Source organism: Comamonas sp. Z3 (assembly GCF_008121565.1).
Classification (GTDB): domain Bacteria; phylum Pseudomonadota; class Gammaproteobacteria; order Burkholderiales; family Burkholderiaceae_C; genus Comamonas; species Comamonas brasiliensis.
Genome location: NZ_VOQU01000006.1, coordinates 390,376 through 410,646, shown reverse-complemented (window position 1 = coordinate 410,646; position 20,271 = coordinate 390,376). Strand labels below are relative to the sequence as shown.

At 63.0% G+C, this 20,271-nt stretch carries 17 protein-coding genes; 15 read left to right on the top strand and 2 right to left on the bottom strand.

Annotated elements, in window-relative coordinates; all coding sequences use genetic code 11:
* Nucleotides 1-53 precede the first annotated feature (53 nt).
* The gene (locus FSY59_RS19425) at nucleotides 54-821 is read right to left on the bottom strand and encodes a pseudouridine synthase (RefSeq protein ID WP_003051199.1); all 768 of its coding nucleotides are present in this window, start codon (nucleotides 819-821) and stop codon (nucleotides 54-56) included.
* A gap of 66 nt (nucleotides 822-887) precedes the next feature.
* The gene (locus tag FSY59_RS19420) at nucleotides 888-2,582 is read right to left on the bottom strand and encodes an MBL fold metallo-hydrolase (RefSeq protein ID WP_003051202.1); all 1,695 of its coding nucleotides are present in this window, start codon (nucleotides 2,580-2,582) and stop codon (nucleotides 888-890) included.
* Between the two features lie 158 nt (nucleotides 2,583-2,740).
* Here FSY59_RS19420 and FSY59_RS19415 point away from each other — a divergent pair, with 158 nt between their 5' ends.
* The 15 genes from FSY59_RS19415 to hslU all read left to right on the top strand — a co-directional run bounded on the left by FSY59_RS19415 (nucleotide 2,741) and on the right by hslU (nucleotide 19,941).
* Nucleotides 2,741-3,523, top strand: a complete 783-nt coding sequence (locus FSY59_RS19415) for a crotonase/enoyl-CoA hydratase family protein (RefSeq protein ID WP_003051204.1) — start codon at nucleotides 2,741-2,743, stop codon at nucleotides 3,521-3,523.
* Between the two features lie 37 nt (nucleotides 3,524-3,560).
* Nucleotides 3,561-5,465 (top strand): feruloyl-CoA synthase, encoded by a 1,905-nt coding sequence (locus FSY59_RS19410; RefSeq protein WP_050873887.1) that lies wholly within the window; start codon nucleotides 3,561-3,563, stop codon nucleotides 5,463-5,465.
* A 60-nt stretch (nucleotides 5,466-5,525) separates the two neighbouring features.
* A complete protein-coding gene (locus FSY59_RS19405; RefSeq protein WP_043375176.1) occupies nucleotides 5,526-6,293 on the top strand; it encodes an SDR family NAD(P)-dependent oxidoreductase in 768 nt (255 codons plus the stop codon).
* Between the two features lie 96 nt (nucleotides 6,294-6,389).
* Nucleotides 6,390-7,397 carry a Bug family tripartite tricarboxylate transporter substrate binding protein gene (locus tag FSY59_RS19400; protein WP_148729096.1) on the top strand — a complete coding sequence of 336 codons (1,008 nt, stop codon included), beginning with the start codon at nucleotides 6,390-6,392 and terminating at the stop codon, nucleotides 7,395-7,397.
* Between the two features lie 89 nt (nucleotides 7,398-7,486).
* Nucleotides 7,487-8,494 (top strand): Bug family tripartite tricarboxylate transporter substrate binding protein, encoded by a 1,008-nt coding sequence (locus FSY59_RS19395; RefSeq protein WP_003051215.1) that lies wholly within the window; start codon nucleotides 7,487-7,489, stop codon nucleotides 8,492-8,494.
* A gap of 168 nt (nucleotides 8,495-8,662) precedes the next feature.
* A complete protein-coding gene (locus FSY59_RS19385) occupies nucleotides 8,663-10,426 on the top strand; it encodes an acyl-CoA dehydrogenase family protein (RefSeq protein ID WP_003051218.1) in 1,764 nt (587 codons plus the stop codon).
* A 96-nt stretch (nucleotides 10,427-10,522) separates the two neighbouring features.
* Nucleotides 10,523-11,083: a MarR family winged helix-turn-helix transcriptional regulator gene (locus FSY59_RS19380; protein WP_148729095.1), complete on the top strand. Its 561-nt coding sequence runs from the start codon at nucleotides 10,523-10,525 to the stop codon at nucleotides 11,081-11,083.
* A 50-nt stretch (nucleotides 11,084-11,133) separates the two neighbouring features.
* Nucleotides 11,134-12,012 (top strand): diaminopimelate epimerase, encoded by an 879-nt coding sequence (gene dapF, locus FSY59_RS19375; RefSeq protein WP_029158376.1) that lies wholly within the window; start codon nucleotides 11,134-11,136, stop codon nucleotides 12,010-12,012.
* The gene (locus FSY59_RS19370; RefSeq protein WP_003051227.1) at nucleotides 12,009-12,722 is read left to right on the top strand and encodes a DUF484 family protein; all 714 of its coding nucleotides are present in this window, start codon (nucleotides 12,009-12,011) and stop codon (nucleotides 12,720-12,722) included. The genes dapF and FSY59_RS19370 overlap by 4 nt, the downstream gene beginning before the upstream one ends.
* Nucleotides 12,723-12,746: 24 nt before the next feature.
* On the top strand, nucleotides 12,747-13,793 hold the full coding sequence (locus FSY59_RS19365; RefSeq protein WP_003051230.1) for a tyrosine recombinase XerC: 1,047 nt from the start codon (nucleotides 12,747-12,749) through the stop codon (nucleotides 13,791-13,793).
* A 212-nt stretch (nucleotides 13,794-14,005) separates the two neighbouring features.
* Complete coding sequence (locus tag FSY59_RS19360; RefSeq protein WP_043375167.1) at nucleotides 14,006-15,127, top strand: GTP-binding protein; 1,122 nt, start codon at nucleotides 14,006-14,008, stop codon at nucleotides 15,125-15,127.
* Between the two features lie 254 nt (nucleotides 15,128-15,381).
* A complete protein-coding gene (gene dksA / locus FSY59_RS27415) occupies nucleotides 15,382-16,125 on the top strand; it encodes an RNA polymerase-binding protein DksA (protein WP_003051237.1) in 744 nt (247 codons plus the stop codon).
* 46 nt (nucleotides 16,126-16,171) lie between these two features.
* A complete protein-coding gene (locus tag FSY59_RS19350) occupies nucleotides 16,172-17,899 on the top strand; it encodes an STAS domain-containing protein (RefSeq protein WP_148729094.1) in 1,728 nt (575 codons plus the stop codon).
* Between the two features lie 99 nt (nucleotides 17,900-17,998).
* Nucleotides 17,999-18,544, top strand: coding sequence for an ATP-dependent protease subunit HslV (gene hslV, locus FSY59_RS19345; RefSeq protein ID WP_003051248.1), 546 nt, complete (start codon nucleotides 17,999-18,001; stop codon nucleotides 18,542-18,544).
* 77 nt (nucleotides 18,545-18,621) lie between these two features.
* A complete protein-coding gene (gene hslU, locus FSY59_RS19340; RefSeq protein WP_003051251.1) occupies nucleotides 18,622-19,941 on the top strand; it encodes an ATP-dependent protease ATPase subunit HslU in 1,320 nt (439 codons plus the stop codon).
* The last annotated feature ends 330 nt before the right edge of the window (nucleotides 19,942-20,271 follow it).

Genomic DNA, 20,271 nt, shown 5'->3' with positions numbered 1-20,271 from the left:
GCCGGCGCGTGCCGCGGCCGAGTCCGGTTGGCGGCACGCGAAGGCCGTTCCGCTCAGAACCTTTCCCAGGGCATCAGATAGCGCCACTGACCCTCGGGTACCTTGGCCAGCGAGACGCGGCCAAGGCGCAGCCGGCGCATGCTGACCACCGTCAGGCCGATGGCGGCGCACATTTTCTCGATCTCTTCGGGCGCAATGCCCTTGAGAGCGAAGCGCAGATGGCTTTCGCTTTGCCAGCTGACATGGCAGGGAGGCATGCGGCGATGGCCGTTGCCACCGGGAATGGGCAGACCTTCGTACAGGATCTCCAGGCCATCTTCAATGATCTGGCCCTCCACGCCGACGATGATTTCCTGCTCCAGCCAGATGCCTTCCTCGGCCAGCTTGCGTGCCACGCGCTTGTCCTGGGTGTAGACGATGAGACCGCTGGCAGGCAGCGGAATCGTCAGAAACGACTCCAGATTCCTGAAGTGATGGTCCAGCACCAGCTGGGGCATGGGCGTGTCCAGCTTGGCCTTGGTGTCCTCGCTCAGCAGCGAATGCGCGCTGCGCACGCGGCCATAGGCCGGGCCCTGGGTCATGCCCGCGGGCTTGTTCATCAGGATGGTGACGGGCGGAATGGCTTCAGGCTTGGCATCCTTGCGCAGGATCACCACCTGGTCGGGGCGCACACGGGTTTCGGGCACTTGCACCACTTTGCCGTCCACCTGGACATTGCCCGCGACGATATGGAGCTCGGCCTCGCGGCGCGAGCATTGTTCTTGCTCTGCCAGGCGCTTGGCCAGGCGGATGCTTTCTTGTTCAGGCAGGGATTCAGACATGGCAAGAGCTTAATGCTCCGGCCATGTCCTAGTTGTCCACAGGTCTAGCGCGGCGCTTGCGGCGCGCTATCGGCCCAGGCAGAGCTTCTGGATGCGTTCCACATGCGCCAGCAGCGATTGCTGGGCCACGGGCCACAGCGCTTGCGGCGTGTCGGCATAGGCAATCGCCACCCAGTCCTGAATGCTGCCGTCCGGCTTGGTGCGCATGGCCTGATGCACCTTGGCCTCGCGCGCCAGGCGGTGGGCCTTGAGGCGGGTGATCTGGTGCGCAGCAAAGCCCAGCACGTAGCCGTGGGCGGGCAGGATGTAGCGAATGTCGTACGCCAGACACAGGGAGTGCAGCCGGTCCAGCGAATCGAGGTAATCGATCATATTGCCGTCCGGCGGGCTGATGACGGTGGTGCTGCCATTGAGGATGTGATCGCCGCTGAATAGCAGCGCGTCCTCCTCCAGCACAAAGCACAGGTGGTTGGCCGCGTGGCCGGGCGTGAAGACGGCTTGCAGCGTATGCGTGATTTCGCCTTCTTCTCCTTGTCCGCTAAGTGTGATGCGCTCTCCGTCCTGCAGCGTCACCTCGGGTCGGAAGCGGCTGTTGGCACGTGCCGTGGGCGCAGACGGCAGGCCCATGATGGGGGGGCTGGCATGGCCGGAGAGCAGGACCATGGCCTGCAGCGGCGCGGCACCCGGCGAGTGATCGGGGTGGGAATGGGTGCACACGATGTAGCGGATATCGCCGCCGGCGGCATCGTGCAGGCGCTGCAGATGTTCGGCATCGTTCGGTCCGGGGTCGATGGCGATATAGCCGGTGTGCGCATCGCCGACCAGATAGCTGTTGGTGCCGGGGCCGGTCATCATGCCGGGGTTGGGGGCCGTCAGGCGCATCAGGTTCTTGCGCAGCGGCACGGCTTTTTCAAACTGCCAGTCGAGATGGTGGGCGGCCTGGCCGTCGGGGTGGACCATCTCCAGTTCGCCGTAAGCCGTATCGGTTTCCAGCTGTCTTGTGTCCTGCCCCTTGAGATAGCCCGCACGAGGGTGGGCGTGCCATAGCGGCTTTTCACCCTGCAGGGCATCCAGCACGGCTTGCGTGTCGGCATAGCCCGTCAGGCGCTGCAAGGTGCGCTGGGTGGGGAAGAGGATGAACAATTCCTTTTCCTCGAAGCGCTGCAGGGCTTGCTGGGGGCGGATCCAGGTGGGCTCGAACTGCTCGGTCTCGTCGGCCACCGCTGTTTGGCCCTCGGGCATGCGGGCCACGAAAAACGGCACGTTGAAGCGCTTTGCCAGGTTCAGCGGCGCCGTCCAGTGGGCCAGATACCAGAGCTGATCCACGGCCAGGCTCCAGCCGCGCGCGCGGCATTGCTCGTACAGCGATGCCTTGCGGTCCAGCTGCTCGACTTCGGCCGCAGGCACGGGCCGGCCGGCCTGGTCATAGGCCAGCAGGATGCCCAGCTCCTCAAACGTTTCGCGAATGCCTGCCAATGCCTGTGTGATGCGGCCGGTGCCGGCAATCTCCGCCATGGATGGACGAACCCGCGCCAGCGCATGGTTGGCAGGGGTCGCGTCCTGATCCTCGAGGCCTCCGCCGGGGAACACATAGGCATTGGCAAAAATACCCTGATCGGCGCGCCGCGTCATCAGCACCTCGAAACCGTTGCCGTCGGCGCAATCGCGCAGCAACAGCAAGGTCGAGGCGTCACGCGTGGGCACCGGTTCGCGCTGGGGCAGAAGGAGCTGGCTGGGACGGGGCTGGCTGGTTGATGTCATGAGGTCACATTATGCGAAGTCGCAGGCTTCGTGCCTGTCACGCCCGGACTAGTTGTGCACTACAGCTCCCGAATCGGGGAAAGCACTGAGAGCAAACTCCTGAGGATGTCTTGCATTTAGTTATTTGAAATAACAATAATGATGCAAAAGGAATGGTTATGACTCATAAAGAAATTGCAGTGGAATTCCGTGGCGAAGCCGAACAGGTTGCCGTCATTCGCCTGATGCGCGCTGCCAAGCGCAATGCCTTGTCCGATGGACTGGTGCTGGGTCTGCGCGATGTGTTCATGAATCTGCCCGCCAGCGTGCGCGCGGCGGTGGTGGATGGCGATGGCCCGCATTTCTGCGCCGGCCTGGACCTGAGCGAGCTCAGCGAGCGCGACGCGGCCCAGGGCGTTCTGCATTCGCGCATGTGGCATGAGGCCTTGCGTCAGGTGCAGTTCGGCGCGGTGCCCGTGGTCGCCGCCCTGCATGGCGCCGTGGTGGGCGGCGGTCTGGAGCTGGCCAGTGCCTGTCATATCCGTGTGGCCGACAGCAGCACCTTCTATGCCTTGCCTGAAGGCTCGCGCGGCATTTTTGTCGGCGGCGGCGGCTCGGTGCGCATCCCGCGCCTGATCGGCGCGGCGCGCATGGCAGACATGATGTTCACGGGCCGTGTGTACAAGGCCGAAGAAGGCGAGCGCGTGGGTCTGTCGCAGTATCTGGTGCCAGAAGGACATGCGCTGGACAAGGCTGTGGAGCTGGCGCTGCGCATTGCCGAAAACGCCCCCATGACCAATTACGCGCTCATGCATGCGCTGCCCCGGATTGCCGATCAGCCCGCCGATCAGGGTCTGATGACCGAAGCTCTGATGGCCGCCGTGGCGCAGAGCGCGCCAGAAGCCAAGTTCCGTTTGCAGGAATTTCTGTCCGGGCGGGCCGCCAAGGTCAGCAAGGACTGAAGGCAAGCCAAAAAACAACGCTGTGGAGACAAAGACAATGCAGGAGACAGACACAGCCATGCAGGCTCTGGGCCAGGTGGCAGAGGGGGGCAGGCCCCGCTACCGCGAGCTGGAGTTCGGCGTGCGCAGCATCCGGGTCAGGGAAGCGGGCGACGGCACTTTCTACGTGCGCTCCGATCAGGAGCTGGCAGGGCATGCAGCGCGCATGACGGACAGGCTGGTGCACTGGGCGCAGACCACGCCGCAGCAGACCTTCATCGCCCAGCGGCAGCGATTGGCGGACGGCAGCACAGGAGACTGGCAACGCATCAGCTATGCCCAGACGCTGGCTGCGGCACGCGGCATTGCGCAGGCACTGGCGGACAGAAGACTCTCGGCAGAGCGTCCCGTCATCATCCTTAGCGAGAACGACCTGGACCATGCCATGCTGGCCATGGGCTGCCTCTATGCGGGCGTGCCCTATTGCTCGGTCTCCACGGCCTACTCCCTGGTCAGCACCGATTACGCCAAGCTACGCCATGTGGTCGATACGCTCACGCCCGGCCTGATCTTTGCGGCCGATGCGGCGCGCTATGACAAGGCGGTACGCGCCGTGCTGCCCGAGGGCTGTGAGGTGGTGTACCGCAAGCCGGCCGTCGAGGCCGCGAGCTGCACCTTGTTTGCCGACCTGCTGGCGACCGAGCCCACAACTGCAGTGGATGTGGCCATGCAGGCCACCGGGCCCGACACCATCACCAAGTTCCTGTTCACCTCGGGATCGACCAAGCTGCCCAAGGCCGTCATCAACACCCACGGAATGTGGTGCGCCAACCAGCAGCAGATTGCCCAGACCATGCCCGATATGGTCCAAGGCCCGCCCGTGCTGGTGGACTGGCTGCCCTGGAACCACACTTTTGGCGGCAACAAGAACATCGGCCTCGCGCTCTACCATGGCGGCACGGTCTACATCGACGAAGGCAAGCCGACGGCGACGGGCATTGCCGAGACGCTGCGCAATCTGCGCGAGCTCTCACCCACCGTTTACTTCAACGTACCCACCGGCTTTGAATACATCGCCCGCGCCATGGAGAGCGATGCGCAGCTGCGCCGCAGCCTGCTCAAGCGCGTCAGGCTGTTCTTCTATGCCGGAGCCTCTCTGGCGCAGCCCGTCTGGGATAGCCTGCACCGCACGCAGGAGGCCGAGTGCGGCGAGCGCATCGTGATGGGAACCGGCCTGGGCATGACCGAGTCCTCGCCATCGGCCCTGTTCATCAACCGTCCCGATGTGCGCTCCGGAGACCTGGGCGTACCGGTGCCGGGTCTGGAGCTCAAGCTGGCGCCCGTGGATGGCAAGCTGGAGGTCCGCTATCGCGGGCCGAACGTCACGCCCGGCTACTGGCGCGCGCCCGAAGCCACGGCAGAGGCATTTGACGAGGACGGATTCTTCCGCACCGGCGACGCTGTGCAGTGGCGCGACCCGCAGGATAGAGACCAGGGTCTGCGCTTCGATGGCCGCATTGCCGAAGACTTCAAGCTGGCCACGGGCACATTCGTCAACGTGGGGCCGCTGCGCGCGAAGATCATTCACGCAGGCGCGCCCTATATCCAGGACGTGGTGCTGACCGGCCTGGATCGCAAGGAGGTCGGTGCCATCGTTTTCGGGACCCCGGCCTGTGCGGCCTTAAGCGGCCTGGCCGCGGGAGCGACGCTGGAGCAGATCATGCACAGCGAGCCGGTGCAGCAGCATCTGCAGGCGGTCCTTAACGAGCTGGCGCAGACGGCAACCGGCAGCGCCACCCGCATTGCGCGTGCAGTGGTGGCGATCAAGCCGCCATCGCTGGACCTGGGCGAAGTCACGGACAAGGGCTCCATCAACCAGCGTGCCGTGCTCCAGCACCGTGCCGATGTGGTGAGCGGCCTGTATGACGAAACGCTGGCCCTGATCCTGAAGCCGAATCTCTGAGCCCGTACCGGCTTGAGCCCGACAACAGGAAGCGCAAGCAGCTTTTGAAAGGATAGTGATATGCAAGTTCAGGATCAGATTGCCATCGTGACCGGGGGAGCCTCGGGCCTGGGCGAAGCCACGGCGCGTGCGCTGGCTGCCGCAGGGGCCAGGGTTGCCGTGCTGGATCGTCAGATCGACAAGGCCAAGGCGGTGGCTGCCGATATCGGCGGACTGGCGCTGGAGTGCGATATCTGCGATGCGGCCAGCGTCACGGCTGCGCTGGATTCCGTTCGCGAGCAATGGGGCGGCGATGCACGCATTCTCATGAATGTGGCCGGCATCGGGACGGCCAAGCGCGTGATCGGCCGCGATGGCGAGCCCGCACCGCTGGAAGACTTTGAGCGCGTGATTCGCGTCAACCTCATTGGCAGCTACAACATGACGCGGCTGTTTGCCGCACGCTGCGCCAAGTTGGCGGCGCTGGAGGATGGCGCCCGTGGCGTGATTCTCTATACCGCCTCGGTGGCAGCCTTTGACGGTCAGGTGGGCCAGCAGGCCTACAGCGCATCCAAGGGCGGACTGGTCGGCATGACGCTGCCCATGGCGCGTGATCTGGCCCAGCATGGCATTCGCGTCTGTACCGTGGCGCCAGGCTTGTTCGCCACGCCGTTGATGAAGGAACTGCCCGAGCCGGTCCAGCAGTCGCTGGCGGCGTCCATTCCCTTTCCTTCGCGCCTGGGCAAGCCTTCGGAGTTTGCCGATCTGGCCGTGCATATCGTGCACAACGATCATCTCAATGGCGAGGTGATTCGCCTGGATGGTGCACTGCGCATGGCTCCGCGCTGAGACAGGGTGGGCTGGTGACAGCCCGTTTGTTTGCTATCGAGACGTGTATTGATTCCACAGGACCGAAGAGTCCGTATTTCAAGCAGGAGACAAGTCATGCAAGGTCGTCGCAATTTCGTCAAAGGCATGGGCGCTGGCGCAGCGCTGGCCGCATTCGGCGGCATCGCCAGCCGCGGCGCCTATGCCCAGGGCAGCGGGCCGCTGGAGCAGGTGCGCATTCTGTACGGTTTTCCCGCAGGCAGTGCTGGTGACTCGGTGGCCCGCCGTGTGGCCGAAAAAATGGGCGGCAGCAGCTACACCAGAAATATGGGCGTGGTGGAAAACAAGCCCGGTGCCGGTGGCCGCATCGCGCTGGAGAATCTGCGCAACTCCGTGGGCGATGGCTCGGTGATTGCGCTGTCCCAGGTCTCGGCTTTCTCCATCTACCCGCATATCTATAGCAAGCTGACCTATCAGGCCAAGGATTTCGAGCCGATCTCCATCGGAGCCATCATGCACCACGGTCTGGCCGTCGGCCCCGCCGTGCCGGCCGAGGTCAAGACGCTCAAGGATTTTCTGACCTGGTGCAAGAACAACCCCGACAAGGCCAGCTTCGGCAGCCCCGGTGCCGGCAGTCAGCCGCATCTGCTGGGGGCCCTGCTCAGCCTGCGCTCGGGCGTCAGGCTCAGCCATGCGCCTTATCGCGGCATGGCTCCCGGCGTCTCGGACGTCGTGGGCGGCCAGATTGCCGCCATCATGGGCACTTGCGGCGACTATCTGAGCTATTACAAGGCCGGCAAGCTGCGCGTGCTGGCCACCAGCGGGCCGCAGCGCAATCCCTATCTGCCCAATGTGCCCACGTTTGCCGAGCAGGGTTTTGCCGATCTGACGGCTGAAGAGTGGTTTGGCTTCTATGCCAATGCCAAGACGCCCGCCGATGTGCGCGCACGCGCCCATGCGGCCATCACGACAGCGCTCAAGAGCGATGCGCTCAAGGAAAGCCTGGGCGTGGTCGGCCTGATTGCCACCAGCTCCACGCCCGAGGAAATGGCCCGTTCGCAGCAGGCCGAGTTCGAGCGCTGGGGCCCCCTGGTCAAACAGATCGGTTTCACGGGGGACTCCTGATGGCTCGCAGTATCGAATAGCATTCGAGTCGAGATTTTTCAGACAGGCTCAAGCCTGCACATAGTGATCGAACAATAGAGGAGACAAACATGCAAGATCGTCGCAATTTCGTCAAAGGCCTGGGCGCTGGTGCCGCCCTCGCCGCATTCGGGGGCCTCACCAGTCGCAGCGCCTATGCCCAGGGCAGCGGCCCGCTGGAGCAGGTGCGCATTCTGTACGGCTTTCCCGCAGGCAGCGCCGGGGACTCGGTAGCCCGCCGCGTGGCGGAAAAGATCGGCGGCACCAGCTACTCCAAGAACATGGGCGTGGTGGAGAACAAGCCCGGTGCCGGTGGCCGCATCGCGCTGGAGAATCTGCGCAACTCCGTGGGTGATGGCTCGGTCATCGTGCTGTCCCAGGTCTCGGCCTTCTCCATCTACCCGCATATCTACAGCAAGCTGACCTATCAGGCCAAGGACTTCGAGCCGATTTCCATCGGCGCCATCATGCACCACGGTCTGGCGGTTGGCCCCGCCGTGCCGGCCGAGGTCAAGACGCTCAAGGACTTCCTGGCCTGGTGCAAGAACAACCCCGACAAGGCCAGCTTCGGCAGCCCCGGTGCGGGCACCCAGCCGCATCTGATCGGCTCCCTGCTCAGCCTGCGTTCGGGCATCAAGCTCAGCCATGTACCTTACCGCGGCACGGCCCCTGCCGTGTCCGATCTGGCCGGTGGCCAGATTGCTGCCGTGATGGGCCCCAGCGGCGACTTCCTGAGTTACTACAAGGCCGGCAAGCTGCGCGTACTGGCCACCAGCGGCCCGCAGCGCAACCCCTATCTGCCCAATGTGCCCACGTTTGCCGAGCAGGGTTTTGCCGATCTGACGGCCGAGGAATGGTTTGGCTTTTATGCCAATGCCAAGACGCCCGCCGATGTGCGTGCACGCGCCCATGCGGCCATCACGGCTGCGCTCAAGAGCGAGGCTCTCAAGGAAAGCGTGGGTGTGGTCGGCCTGATTGCCACCAGCTCCACGCCCGAGGAGATGGCCCGTTCGCAGCAGGCGGAGTTCGAGCGCTGGGGGCCGCTGGTCAAGCAGATCGGCTTTACTGCTGATACCTGATCACCCCCTGAGCCGCTTTGCGGCTTCCCCCTCTCTCGCTGCACGGGAGGGGGACGATGCCCTCGCTGCGGGGCGGCCCTTGCTTGGCATCCCTGGCTTGGGCCGCGCTCCGGCATGAATGGGGCAGCCTCTAGAGATTTTTATTTGCTGCTTGGCAGCCGGTTTTGTATGTCTTATTTGCCTGCCATTGCCGATAACGCGTTTCTTCTATTTGATGTGCTCAGGGCCGATGAGCAGTTGCAGCGCCTGCCGGCGCATGCGGCAACGGACCGGGGGCTGATGCAGCAAGTGCTGGAGGAGTCCGGCAAATGGGTGGGCGAGGTGGTGGCTCCGCTGTCACGTTCTGGCGACGAGACCGGAGCCAGGTTTGAGGGCGGTCAAGTCGCTACGCCACCCGGTTTTGCGGCGGCCTATCAGGACTTCTGGCAGGCGGGCTGGCCTGCGCTGGCCTGTGCCGAGGAGGACGGTGGTCAGGGGCTGCCCTGGGTGCTGGAAGGTGTGCTCTATGAATGGCTGAGTGCCGCCAACCATGGCTGGACCATGGCTCCGGGCTTGCTGCATGGCGCTTATGAGTGTCTCAAGCACCATGGCAGCGAGGCCTTGAAGAGTGCCTATCTGCCCAATGTGGCCAGCGGCGAATGGCTGGCAACCATGTGCCTGACGGAGGCCCATGCGGGCAGCGATCTGGGACAGGTTCGCACCCAGGCTGTGCCGGCTGGCGCGTCCGAACTGGGCGAGCGCTTCGAGATCAGTGGCAGCAAGATTTTCATTTCCGGCGGTGAGCATGACCTGAGCGCGAATATCGTGCACCTGGTGCTGGCGCGTCTGCCCGGAGCTCCGGCAGGGCCCAGGGGCCTGTCGCTGTTTCTCGTGCCCAAGCTGCTGCCGGGTGGCGAGCGCAACGGCGTGGTCTGCGAGCGTATCGAGGAGAAGATGGGCCTGCATGGCAGCCCCACCTGCGTGATGCGTTTTGAGGCGGCTCAGGGGTGGCTGATCGGTCAGCCCGGCGCGGGTCTGAACGCCATGTTCGTCATGATGAATGCCGCGCGTCTGCATGTGGCACTGCAGGGCATGGGTCTGCTGGATGCAGCATGGCAGAAGGCTCATGCCTATGCTCTGGAGCGCCGCCAGATGCGTGCTCCAGGGGCGGTGCCTGCCTCGCGTGGTGCTGGCGATGCAGCAGATTTGATCATCGAGCACCCGGCCATTCGCCGTACGCTCGATCTGCAGCGTGCCTGGGTGGATGGCGGGCGCGTGCTGGCCTACCAGACCGGTATCTATCTCGATGTGGCGCGACATGCCGAAAGCGCCCGTGAGCGCGAGCAGGCCCAGCAGTGGTGCAGCCTGATCACGCCCATACTCAAGTCCGCCTGGACCCAGCAGGCTTTCGAGGGGGCCAGCGCCTGTCTGCAGGTATTTGGCGGTCACGGCTACATCCGCGAGTGGGGCATAGAGCAGATCGTGCGCGATTCGCGCGTGGCCATGATTTACGAGGGCACCAACGAGATTCAGGCCATCGACCTGCTGGTGCGCAAGGTCTTGCCCGATGGCGGCCAGGCCATGGGGCAATGGCTGCTGGGCCTGCGCAAAAGCCTGGATGCAGGCCGGGCGCTGGATGCAGAGGTGCTGCGCTGCCTGGCCCAACTGCGCTACTTCACCACGGTGCTGGCGCAGGCTTGCAAGGAGGATGACACCCTGGCCTGGCGCGTGGCCGATGACTATCTGCGCAGTGTGGCCGTGGTGTTGCTGGGCTGGGCCTGGGCACGTATCGCGGCCACCGAGGGTGGCGACGGCGAGCGCTGGCAAGGTCCATGCAAGCAGGTGCAGCAGCGCATCCTGCCCGAGATGGACTGGCGTCTGGGTCTGATGAAGGCGCAGTGGGCGCAGGCTTCCGTCGTACACGGCAACCAGCTGTTCAGCCCTGCTCACTGACCAAAAAGGCTGCAAGATGCAGGCAAGACCGGCACAATTGCAGTCTTCTCATCGCGCTCCTGGATTGCTCTTTTGCCATCGAAGTTGACATCCCCAATGCTCGCTCACAAGACCGCCGAATCAGACTCCAAACCTGTGCGCCCTGCGCGTAGTTCTCGCTCCAGAGAGGCCGAGGCGGCGGGTTCGGTCCCGGAGAACGAGTCCAGCGGCGCTGCCGAGGTCTTTGCGGTCGATCGGGTCGACGCCAGCTTTCTGGAGTCGCTGCTGGGCTACAACGCCAGGCGTGCCTCGCTGTCGCTGGTGGGGGTCTTCATGCGCTGCATGGAGCGTTTTGACCTCAAGATCGTCGAGTTCTCCGTGCTGTCGCTGGTGGGCAGCAATCCGGGCATCACCTCGCGCCAGCTCTGCCAGCAACTGGCCGTGCTGCCGCCCAATATGGTGGGCATGATCGATGTGCTGGGCAAACGCGGTTTTCTGGAGCGGCGTCCGCATCCGCGTGACGGGCGTGCCACAGGGCTGTATCTGACCGCCGCAGGGGGCGAACTGGTGGACACCGCCGAGCCCGAACTCAAGAGCAGCGAGGCCCGCTCCATCGCGCATCTGAGTGCGACCGAGCAGGCGCAGCTCATGGAGTTGTTGCAAAAGCTGTACCGCTGATCTCGTGGCATGGCGCAGATCCTGCGCCCGGCGCGATAATGTGCGGCATCATGCAGATTCGCTTTACCAAGATGCAAGGCGCAGGCAACGACTTTGTCGTGCTCGACGAGACCCAGGCTCGTCTGGGCCTGAGTGCCGCCCAGTACCGCTACCTGGCCAACCGTCACTTTGGCGTAGGCGCCGACCAGATCCTGACCGTGCGCCCGGCGCCCTCGGAGGGCGTGGACTTTGAATATGTCATCCACAACGCCGATGGGGGAGAGGTCGAGCAATGCGGTAACGGCGCGCGCTGCTTTGCGCGCTATGTGCATGACAGGGGCCTGACCGACAAGAGCGTGATCCGCGTGCAGACGCTCTCAGGCGTCATCGCTCCAGAAATTCATGCCAATGGCCGCGTCACGGTCGATATGGGTGCGCCCCAGCTGGACCCGGTCAAGGTGCCTTTCTCGACCGAGGGTCTGCAGGCCGAAACTTTGGGTTCAGCGCAAAAATGGCCGCTCACGCTTGATACGCCTGTCCAGCCAGCTACAGTCTGGATAGCGCCTGTTTCCATGGGCAACCCGCACGCGGTGCAACTGGTGGACGACGTGAATGCCGCTGCGGTGGAGGTCCACGGACCGCTGATCGAGAGCCATGTCCGTTTCCCTCAGCGCGTGAACGCGGGCTTCATGCAGATCGTCAACCGCGGCGAAGTCAATTTGCGCGTCTATGAACGCGGTGCCGGCGAGACCCTGGCCTGCGGCACAGGGGCCTGCGCCGCTGTGGTGGCAGGCATTGGCTGGGGTCTGCTGGACCAGCGCGTGGATGTGCATACCCGAGGCGGTCTGCTGACCATTGAATGGGCCGGCGCAGCGCAGGATCGCGTGCGCATGACAGGCCCAGCCGAATTTGTTTTTGAAGGCCAGATCGACATACCTGATACCTTATGAACAGCTTGACCGACACCGCCATGACTGAAGAGTCGATTGCCGACTATCTTCAGGAAAATCCCGACTTCTTCGAGCGCCATGCCGAAATGTTGACGAGCGTGCGCTTGATCAGCGGCCACGGCCCGCGTGCCGTCAGCCTGCAGGAGCGTCAGGCAGAGATGCTGCGCGAAAAGATCAAGGGTCTGGAGCATCGCATCATGGACATGGTGCGCCATGGCAGCGAAAACGCCTCCATCGCCAACAAGATTCACCAGTGGACCCATGCCCTGGTCAAGGTGCAGGACCTGCGCGAGCTGCCCCATGCGCTCACCGCCAGCCTGCAGCACACCTTTGATGTGCCACAGGTCGCGCTGCGTCTGTGGAATGTGGCGGGCGCTCACAGCGGCACCGTCTACACCATGGGAGTGAGCGATGATGCCAAGGCCTTTGCCTCGTCGCTCACGATGCCGTTTTGCGGTCCCAATATGGGCTTCGAGCCCGTGACCTGGCTGCCCAATCCGAATGCGGTGCAGTCGGTGGCGCTGCTGACCCTGCATGACGGCGCCATGGACAGCACCTCCAATGCCTTCGGCATGCTGGTGCTGGGCTCGCCCGACCCGCTGCGCTTCGATGCCACCATGGGGCTGGAGTTTCTCTCGCGCATCTCCGAGCTGGCCAGTGCCTCGCTCTCGCGCATGCGCGCTCCGACGCTGACGCTGGCGCACGGCTGACGCGGCAAAAGGTTGCAGACATCGATGCCAGAGCGCGAGCAGCTCTCTTTTGAGGAGCAGTACGCGCAGCTGCCGGAAGTTGTCCACAGCTATCTGGAGCATGTGCGGGTGCAAAAGCGTCTGGCCGACCGCACGCATACGCTCTATGCGCTGGACCTGATCAAGCTGCAGAGCTTGGCGCAGGCCGCAGACCAGGAGCTCTTGACGCTGCAGCCGGCGCATATCCGCCGCTTTGCTGCGCAAATGCACAGTGCCGGCCGCAGCGCACGCGGCATCGCACTGATTCTTTCGGGCTGGCGCAGCTTTTTCCGCTGGGCGGCCCAGCGGGAGCTGGTGCCGTTCAATCCCGTGGAGGGGGTGCGCGGCCCCAAGGCTGCCAAGCCCCTGCCCAAGGCGCTGGCCGTGGACGACGCCGTGCAACTGGCCAGCTTTCAGATCCCCGATGCCGACCCGTGGATAGAGGCGCGCGACGTTGCCATGACCGAGCTGCTCTACAGCTGCGGGCTGCGTGTGGCCGAGCTGGTGGGGCTGGACCTGCGGCCGGACCAGCAAAGCCTGCAGCAAGGCAGAGGCTGGATCGACCTGGAGGCGGGCGACGCCCATGTGCAGGGCAAGGGCAGCAAGCGCCGCATCGTGCCCGTGGGGCGCATGGCGATCGAGGCCTTGCAGCGCTGGCTGGCGCTGCGCAGCAGCGCGCTGACGGGGGCGGCACAGTTCAAGGCGCAGGATGAGACGGCCTTGTTTATCGGTCGTCGCGGCGAGCGGCTCGGCGGCCATTCGGTCTGGTCACGGCTCAAGCAGCGCGGCCAGCGGGCGGGGCTGGCCTCGGGCGTACATCCGCATGTGCTGCGTCACTCCTTTGCCAGTCATATGCTGCAGTCCAGTGGCGATCTGCGTGCCGTGCAGGAGTTGCTCGGGCATGCCAGCATCGCCACCACGCAGATCTACACGCGCCTGGATTTTCAGCACCTGGCCCAGGCCTATGAAAAAGCCCACCCGCGTGCCCAGCGCAGCAGCGCAGCCGAGAAGCCCGGGGCGCGACGCAAGCCCGAGGACAAGGAGAAGGATTGAGTTGTCATTTTTTGATAGCTTGAAGCGGTTATTGGGGAAGCGTTTGAGTTGAATTTTTAATGAAATATATGCCGCCCCTGCTGACCGTGCGCGCTTGAAAGCGCCGCTACACTCCCCAGCTGTTATCACCGGAGCGCGCATAGGGATGCGCCGCCCAGGTGTTTTTTGGACAGCCGCATGTGGCGGCTGGCCGCAGCAAGAGGTTTCAACGCATGGCTCTCATTCCAGTCACCATCCTCACGGGCTTTCTGGGCTCGGGCAAGACCACGCTGCTCAAGCGCGTGCTGCACGAATCCCACGGCATGAAGATTGCCGTGATCGAGAACGAATTCGGTGAGGAGAACATCGACACCGATATTCTCAAGACCGAGTCGAAAGAACAGATTCTGCAGATGAGCAACGGCTGCATCTGCTGCACCATCCGTGAAGATCTGCGCGAGGCCTTGCAACTGCTGGCCGCCAAGCGCCGCAAGGGACAGGTGGACTTCGACCGCATCGTGATCGAGACCACCGGTCTGGCCGATCCCGGTCCCGTGGCCCAGACCTTCTTCATGGATGACGAGATCGCCGAGACCTATCTGATCGACTCCATCATCACTCTGGTGGATGCCAAGCATTCCAACCAGCAGCTCGACGATCGTCAGGAAGCGCGCCGCCAGGTGGGCTTTGCCGACCAGATGTTCCTGTCCAAGACCGATCTGGTGACGGACGCGGAAAAAGAGGCTCTGATCCATCGCCTCAAGCACATGAACCCGCGTGCGCCTATTCGCGCCGTACATTTTGGCGATGTGCCCCTGAGCGAAGTGTTCGACCTGCGTGGCTTCAACCTGAACGCCAAGCTGGATATCGACCCCGACTTTCTCAAGGAAGAGGGTCACGAGCACGATCATCATGACCACAGTGCCTGCGACCATGACCATGGCCAATGCGAGCACGATCACGACCATGGACACCAGCATGACGAGCATTGCGGCCACGACCACCATGACCACGAACATGGCGAACACTGCAATCACCCGCACCACCATCACCACGACGATGATGTGAAGAGCTTCGTCTACCGCGCCGATCGCGCGTTCGACCCCGCCAAGCTGGAAGACTTCCTGGGCGCCATCGTCAATATCTACGGCCCCAAGATGCTGCGCTACAAGGGCGTGCTTGACATGAAGGGCACCAGCCGCAAGGTCATCTTCCAGGGCGTGCACCAGCTCATGGGCAGCGATCTGGGCCCGGAGTGGGAAGCCGACGAAAAGCGTGTAAGCAAAATGGTCTTCATCGGTATCGATCTACCCCAGGACATCCTCCGCCAGGGACTGGACCAATGTCTGGTGTAAACCCTGAGTTTGCCTGCCGTTTTGGCGAAAGCTAACGGTTTGCTGACAATCACTGACGGCCTGCCAAGCAGGCCGTTTTTTTTGTCTGTTATTTCTCGCAAACTGCTCGAAACAGGCGCAGGCTTTGTTGCAAATTGTGGGGTATGTGCAACGGAGACGGGCAGGGGTGACTTGCGTGGCTACAATGCCGCCCCTAAAGAGGGTGTTGGAGCAATCCGGCCCGGCAAGGGCTCTGTACTGTAAGGAGACAGGACGTGACCGCTGTGAAAAGTAAACCGCCCAAGGCTGCAGTCAGGACTGCGGCAGAGGCTGTGCACACCCGCAGCGTCGAGACCTCTTTGGTGGACGCCGCGTTGGACAACCCGGTGCTGGCACCTGCAGCAACGGAAAACTCTTCCAAATCGTCCAGATCCAAGCGTTCTGCATCGCCTCCTGCGCGGCAGCCTGAAACAGATGTTCCGCTCGTGGCCGCTTCGGCAGCCAAGGCAGCGGCAACCATGAGAGATACGAAAGCAATGACCAACACAAAGCAAGCTGTGCCCAAGAAAGACCCCAAGCTGGCCAACGCCTGGAAGACCAAGTCGGTAGAGGAGCTGACCGATGCTGAAGTGCTGGCCATGTCCGATGACGATTACATGAACGACGCACAGCTGGCGTACTTCCGTCGCAAGCTGGTCGCGCTCAAGAACGACATGCATGTGAATGCCGGTGAAACCGCAGAAAACCTGCGTGAAGACACCGTGGTGGTGCCCGATCCCGCCGATCGCGCCACCATCGAGGAAGAGCATGCTCTCGAGCTGCGCACCCGCGACCGCGAGCGCAAGCTGCTCAAGAAGATCGACCAGTCCATCGCCCGCATTGATGCCGGCGACTACGGCTACTGCGATGAAACCGGCGAGCCCATCGGCGTCGGTCGACTGCTGGCGCGTCCCACGGCTACACTGTCGCTGGAAGCCCAGCAGCGCCGTGAGCTCAAGCAGAAGATGTACGGCGATTGATCTGCGTCAGGTGTTGGTGGGGCAGCAGGCAGCAAACTAGAGGACCATGGTGAAAGAAGAAAACAAATCGGGAGGGCTGCTGTCCAAGGTGGCGCGTTTTGTGCGTCACCCGACCGTGAACTGGTCCGATTTGGAGAATCTCAACCAGGACAGCGAGGAAAGCCAGTACAGCAAGCAGGCGCTCAAGGAAATGCTGGAGCGCAAGCGCCAGAACGACTTTGTGCGCAAGCGCGAGTTTGAGCAGCTGCGCAAGCTGCGTCAGGCCCAGTTGTCCAAGGCGGCGCTGAGCGCCAGGGCTCCCCTCGATACGCCCACGCCGCTGGCGGCGTCCTCTTTTTTGCATACTGCCCAAAGCTCCGTCCCCGGCGAGCGCGCGGAGACCATCAAGAAGATCGACGAGATCGAAGCGCAGATGGCCCAGCAATGGTGGCGCGGCAAGCAGGCTGCCGATGCCGCGACCATGCCGTTGCAGCTGCCCGAGGAGGGGAACACCATGCCTTCGGTGTTCAAAACCCAGCCGCCTTCGATCAGCACCCTGCCTTTGCTGCAGGATGTGTTGCCCAGCGACATCAAGCTGCCGCCGTCGGGCGGGCAGGGCCATCCGGTGGGCATGCCTGGCCTGCGTGGCGAGACGGATTTTTCCCCGGGGTTTGCGACGACCGAGGTTTCAGCCCCGACCGATATCAATATGGTGCCGCCATCCTTTGCGCGCTTCGAGCACGACGCCGCGCTGGAGGATGCCGCGATTGTGTTTGCCAGCGGTGATAACGCTGCGGCAGAGGCCTGTCTCAAGGCCTTGATTGCCGAGCGCGCCCAGGATACGCCAGCGCAGTTGCAGGTCTGGCTGGCCTTGCTGGATATGTACCGTGCGGCTGGCATGCAGGCCCATTTCGAAGACGCGGCCATGGACTTCGTGGCGCGCTTCGGGCGCTCGGCCCCGCAGTGGTTTGTGATGCCGCAGCAGGCCGGCCGACTCAGCGAAACCCCGTCGGATGCCGCTGCAGCGTCGACAGGCCTGCGCTGGCAGGCGCCGGTGCAGCTGGATGAATCCGGCTTCAAGGCCTTGCTGGCCAACAAGGCGCGCAGCGTCGGCGGTGCAGTCATGGACTGGAGCGCTCTGGAAGGCTTTGGCTCCGGCGTCCAGAAACCGCTGCTGGATGCGGCGCAGCGCTGGGCTGGCGAAAAAGGATCTCTGGTTTTTGCCGGTCACGAGAGATTGCTGGCGGTGCTCAGCAAGCACACCCCGTCCGGTGACCGCTCTGTCGATCAGGACTGGTGGTATTTGCGTCTGGCCATGCAGCGCCTGATGCATCTGCAGGACGAATTTGAGCTGACGGCGCTTGACTACTGCGTGACCTACGAGTTGTCGCCCCCCTCATGGGAAGATCCGCTGTGCGCGTATGCGAATGAAGGGCAGGCGCAGAACCAGCGCCCGCAGGACAGCCGGCTTCTGGGGCCGGATACGCTTCAGCCCGGCATGCTGTGGAAAGAGCACAAGCCACGTTTTGCGCTGCAGGGCGTGATCGACGGCGACGCCTTGCCCTGGCTGGCCGAAGTGCAGGAGAAGGCCAAGCTTGGCGAAGCCATCGCGATTGACTGTATGCGTCTGGTGCGCATGGACTTTGCGGCAGCCGGCTCGGTGCTGAACTGGTCGGCTCAGATGCAGGAGCTGGGTCATGTGCTGCAGTTCAGCCAGCTGCATCAGCTGCTGGCGGTGTTCTTCAATGTCGTGGGCATTCAGGAGCACGCCCAGGTACTTCCAAGGCGGGATTAGTCGGCTTGAGCCGCCTTGCAGCGCTCCGTGCTTGCGCGCCCTGCAATTTCTTTTGCTGACGCTCTTGAGGTTGCCGCAGGCAGCCCCCAACTGCGGCGGATGGAACAGTTTCACGGCACCACCATTTTGAGCGTGCGCCGCCAGACTCCCGAGGGCGTGCAAGTCGCCATCGGCGGTGATGGTCAGGTCACATTGGGCAACATCGTCATCAAGGGCACGGCGCGCAAGGTGCGCAAGCTCTATCACGGCAAGGTGCTGGCGGGTTTTGCGGGGGCCACCGCAGATGCCTTCACGCTGTTCGAGCGCTTCGAGGCCAAGCTGGAAAAGCACCAGGGCAATCTGACCCGCGCCGCGATCGAGCTGACCAAGGAGTGGCGTACCGACCGTGTGCTGCGCAAGCTAGAAGCCATGCTGGCAGTGGCCGATGCAACGACCTCGCTCATCATCACCGGCAATGGCGACGTTCTGGAGCCCGAGCAGGGCATCGTGGCCATCGGCTCCGGCGGTGCCTATGCGCATTCCGCCGCCAAGGCCTTGCTGAACAATACCGAGCTGTCGGCTGAGGATGTGGTGCGCAAATCCCTGGCGATTGCCGGCGAGCTGTGCATCTACACCAATATGAATCACACGATCGAGACGCTGTAAGCACCTCGACTATCCGAATTGATAGCTGCTGGCGCTTTATGGATGGGCGCTAGAGGCATATTTGACTGAGAATTCACATGTCTTCTGCCATGACTCCCCAGGAGATCGTCTCCGAGCTGGACAAGCACATCGTCGGCCAGCACGGTGCCAAGCGCGCGGTGTCGATTGCCTTGCGCAATCGCTGGCGCCGCCAGCAGGTGCCCGAGGGCCTGCGCCAGGAAATCACGCCCAAGAACATTCTGATGATCGGCCCCACGGGCGTCGGCAAGACGGAGATCGCCCGCCGCCTTGCAAAGCTCGCCGATGCGCCCTTCATCAAGGTCGAAGCAACCAAGTTCACCGAGGTGGGCTATGTGGGCAAGGATGTGGACGCGATCATCCGTGATCTGGCCGAGGTTGCCGTCAAGCAGACGCGCGAGTCGGACATGAAGAAGATGCGTGCCCGCGCTGAGGATGCCGCCGAGGAGCGCATTCTCGATGTGCTGATCCCGCAGGCCCGCACCGGCGAAGTGCCGGCCGACAACACGGCGCGCCAGGTTTTCCGCAAGAAGCTGCGCGAAGGTCAGCTTGACGACAAGGAAATCGAGATCGACATCGCCGAGCAGATGCCCCAGGTTCAGATCATGGGACCCCAGGGCATGGAGGAGATGGCCGAGCAGTTGCGCGGCATGTTCAGCCATATGGGCCAGGAAAAGCGCAAGACGCGCAAGCTCAAGATCGCCGAGGCCTTGAAGCTGCTGACCGATGAGGAGGCGGCCAAGATGGTCAACGAGGAAGACGTCAAGACCCGTGCCATCGCCAATGCCGAGCAAAACGGCATCGTCTTCATCGATGAAATCGACAAGGTGGCGACGCGCCAGGAAACCAGCGGCTCCGACGTCTCGCGCCAGGGCGTGCAGCGCGACCTGCTGCCGCTGGTCGAGGGCACCAGCGTCTCGACCAAGTACGGGGTGGTCAAGACAGACCACATTCTGTTCATCGCTTCGGGCGCTTTCCATCTGTCCAAGCCCAGCGACCTGATTCCCGAGCTGCAGGGACGCTTTCCCATTCGCGTGGAACTGGAATCTCTGTCGGTTCAGGACTTCGAGGCGATTCTCATGCAGACTCACGCCTCCCTGGTCAAGCAATACCAGGCGCTGCTGGCGACCGAAGGCGTGACCCTGGAGTTCAAGCCCGAGGGCATTACGCGTCTGGCGACGATTGCCTTTGACGTCAACGAGAGTACCGAGAACATCGGTGCGCGGCGCCTGTCGACCGTGATGGAGCGTCTGCTTGACGAAGTCAGCTTCGATGCGGCCAAGCTTTCGGGCCAGACCGTGGTCATCGATGCGGCCTATGTCGATCAGCGCCTGCAGGTGCTGAGCAAGGATGAGGATCTGTCGCGCTTCATTCTTTGAGGAGCGCAGCGCTTGAAACCAGCTGCCCGCCTGTGCGGGCAGTTTGCATTTGTAGGAGAAGGTCGAGACTTCAATCAGTTCTTTCCATTGAATTGAATGGTTGCAATTGACGCCACCTAATGAGAGTCCACTTGCATTGACTTTGCTAAGTGCTTGTAAAGGAAAGGTATTTTCGGAATAAGGCTTTTCTTTTTCTCTCTAAGTGCTTGATTTCATTGCAAATAATTGTTCCTCCGGGTTTGGAATCACCTGAAATTGCTGCTACAGTGCAAAAAAGTGCAATTAAGTGGTGAAAGCTGCCCTCGCGCCCTATTTTGGGGAGTGAGTGGC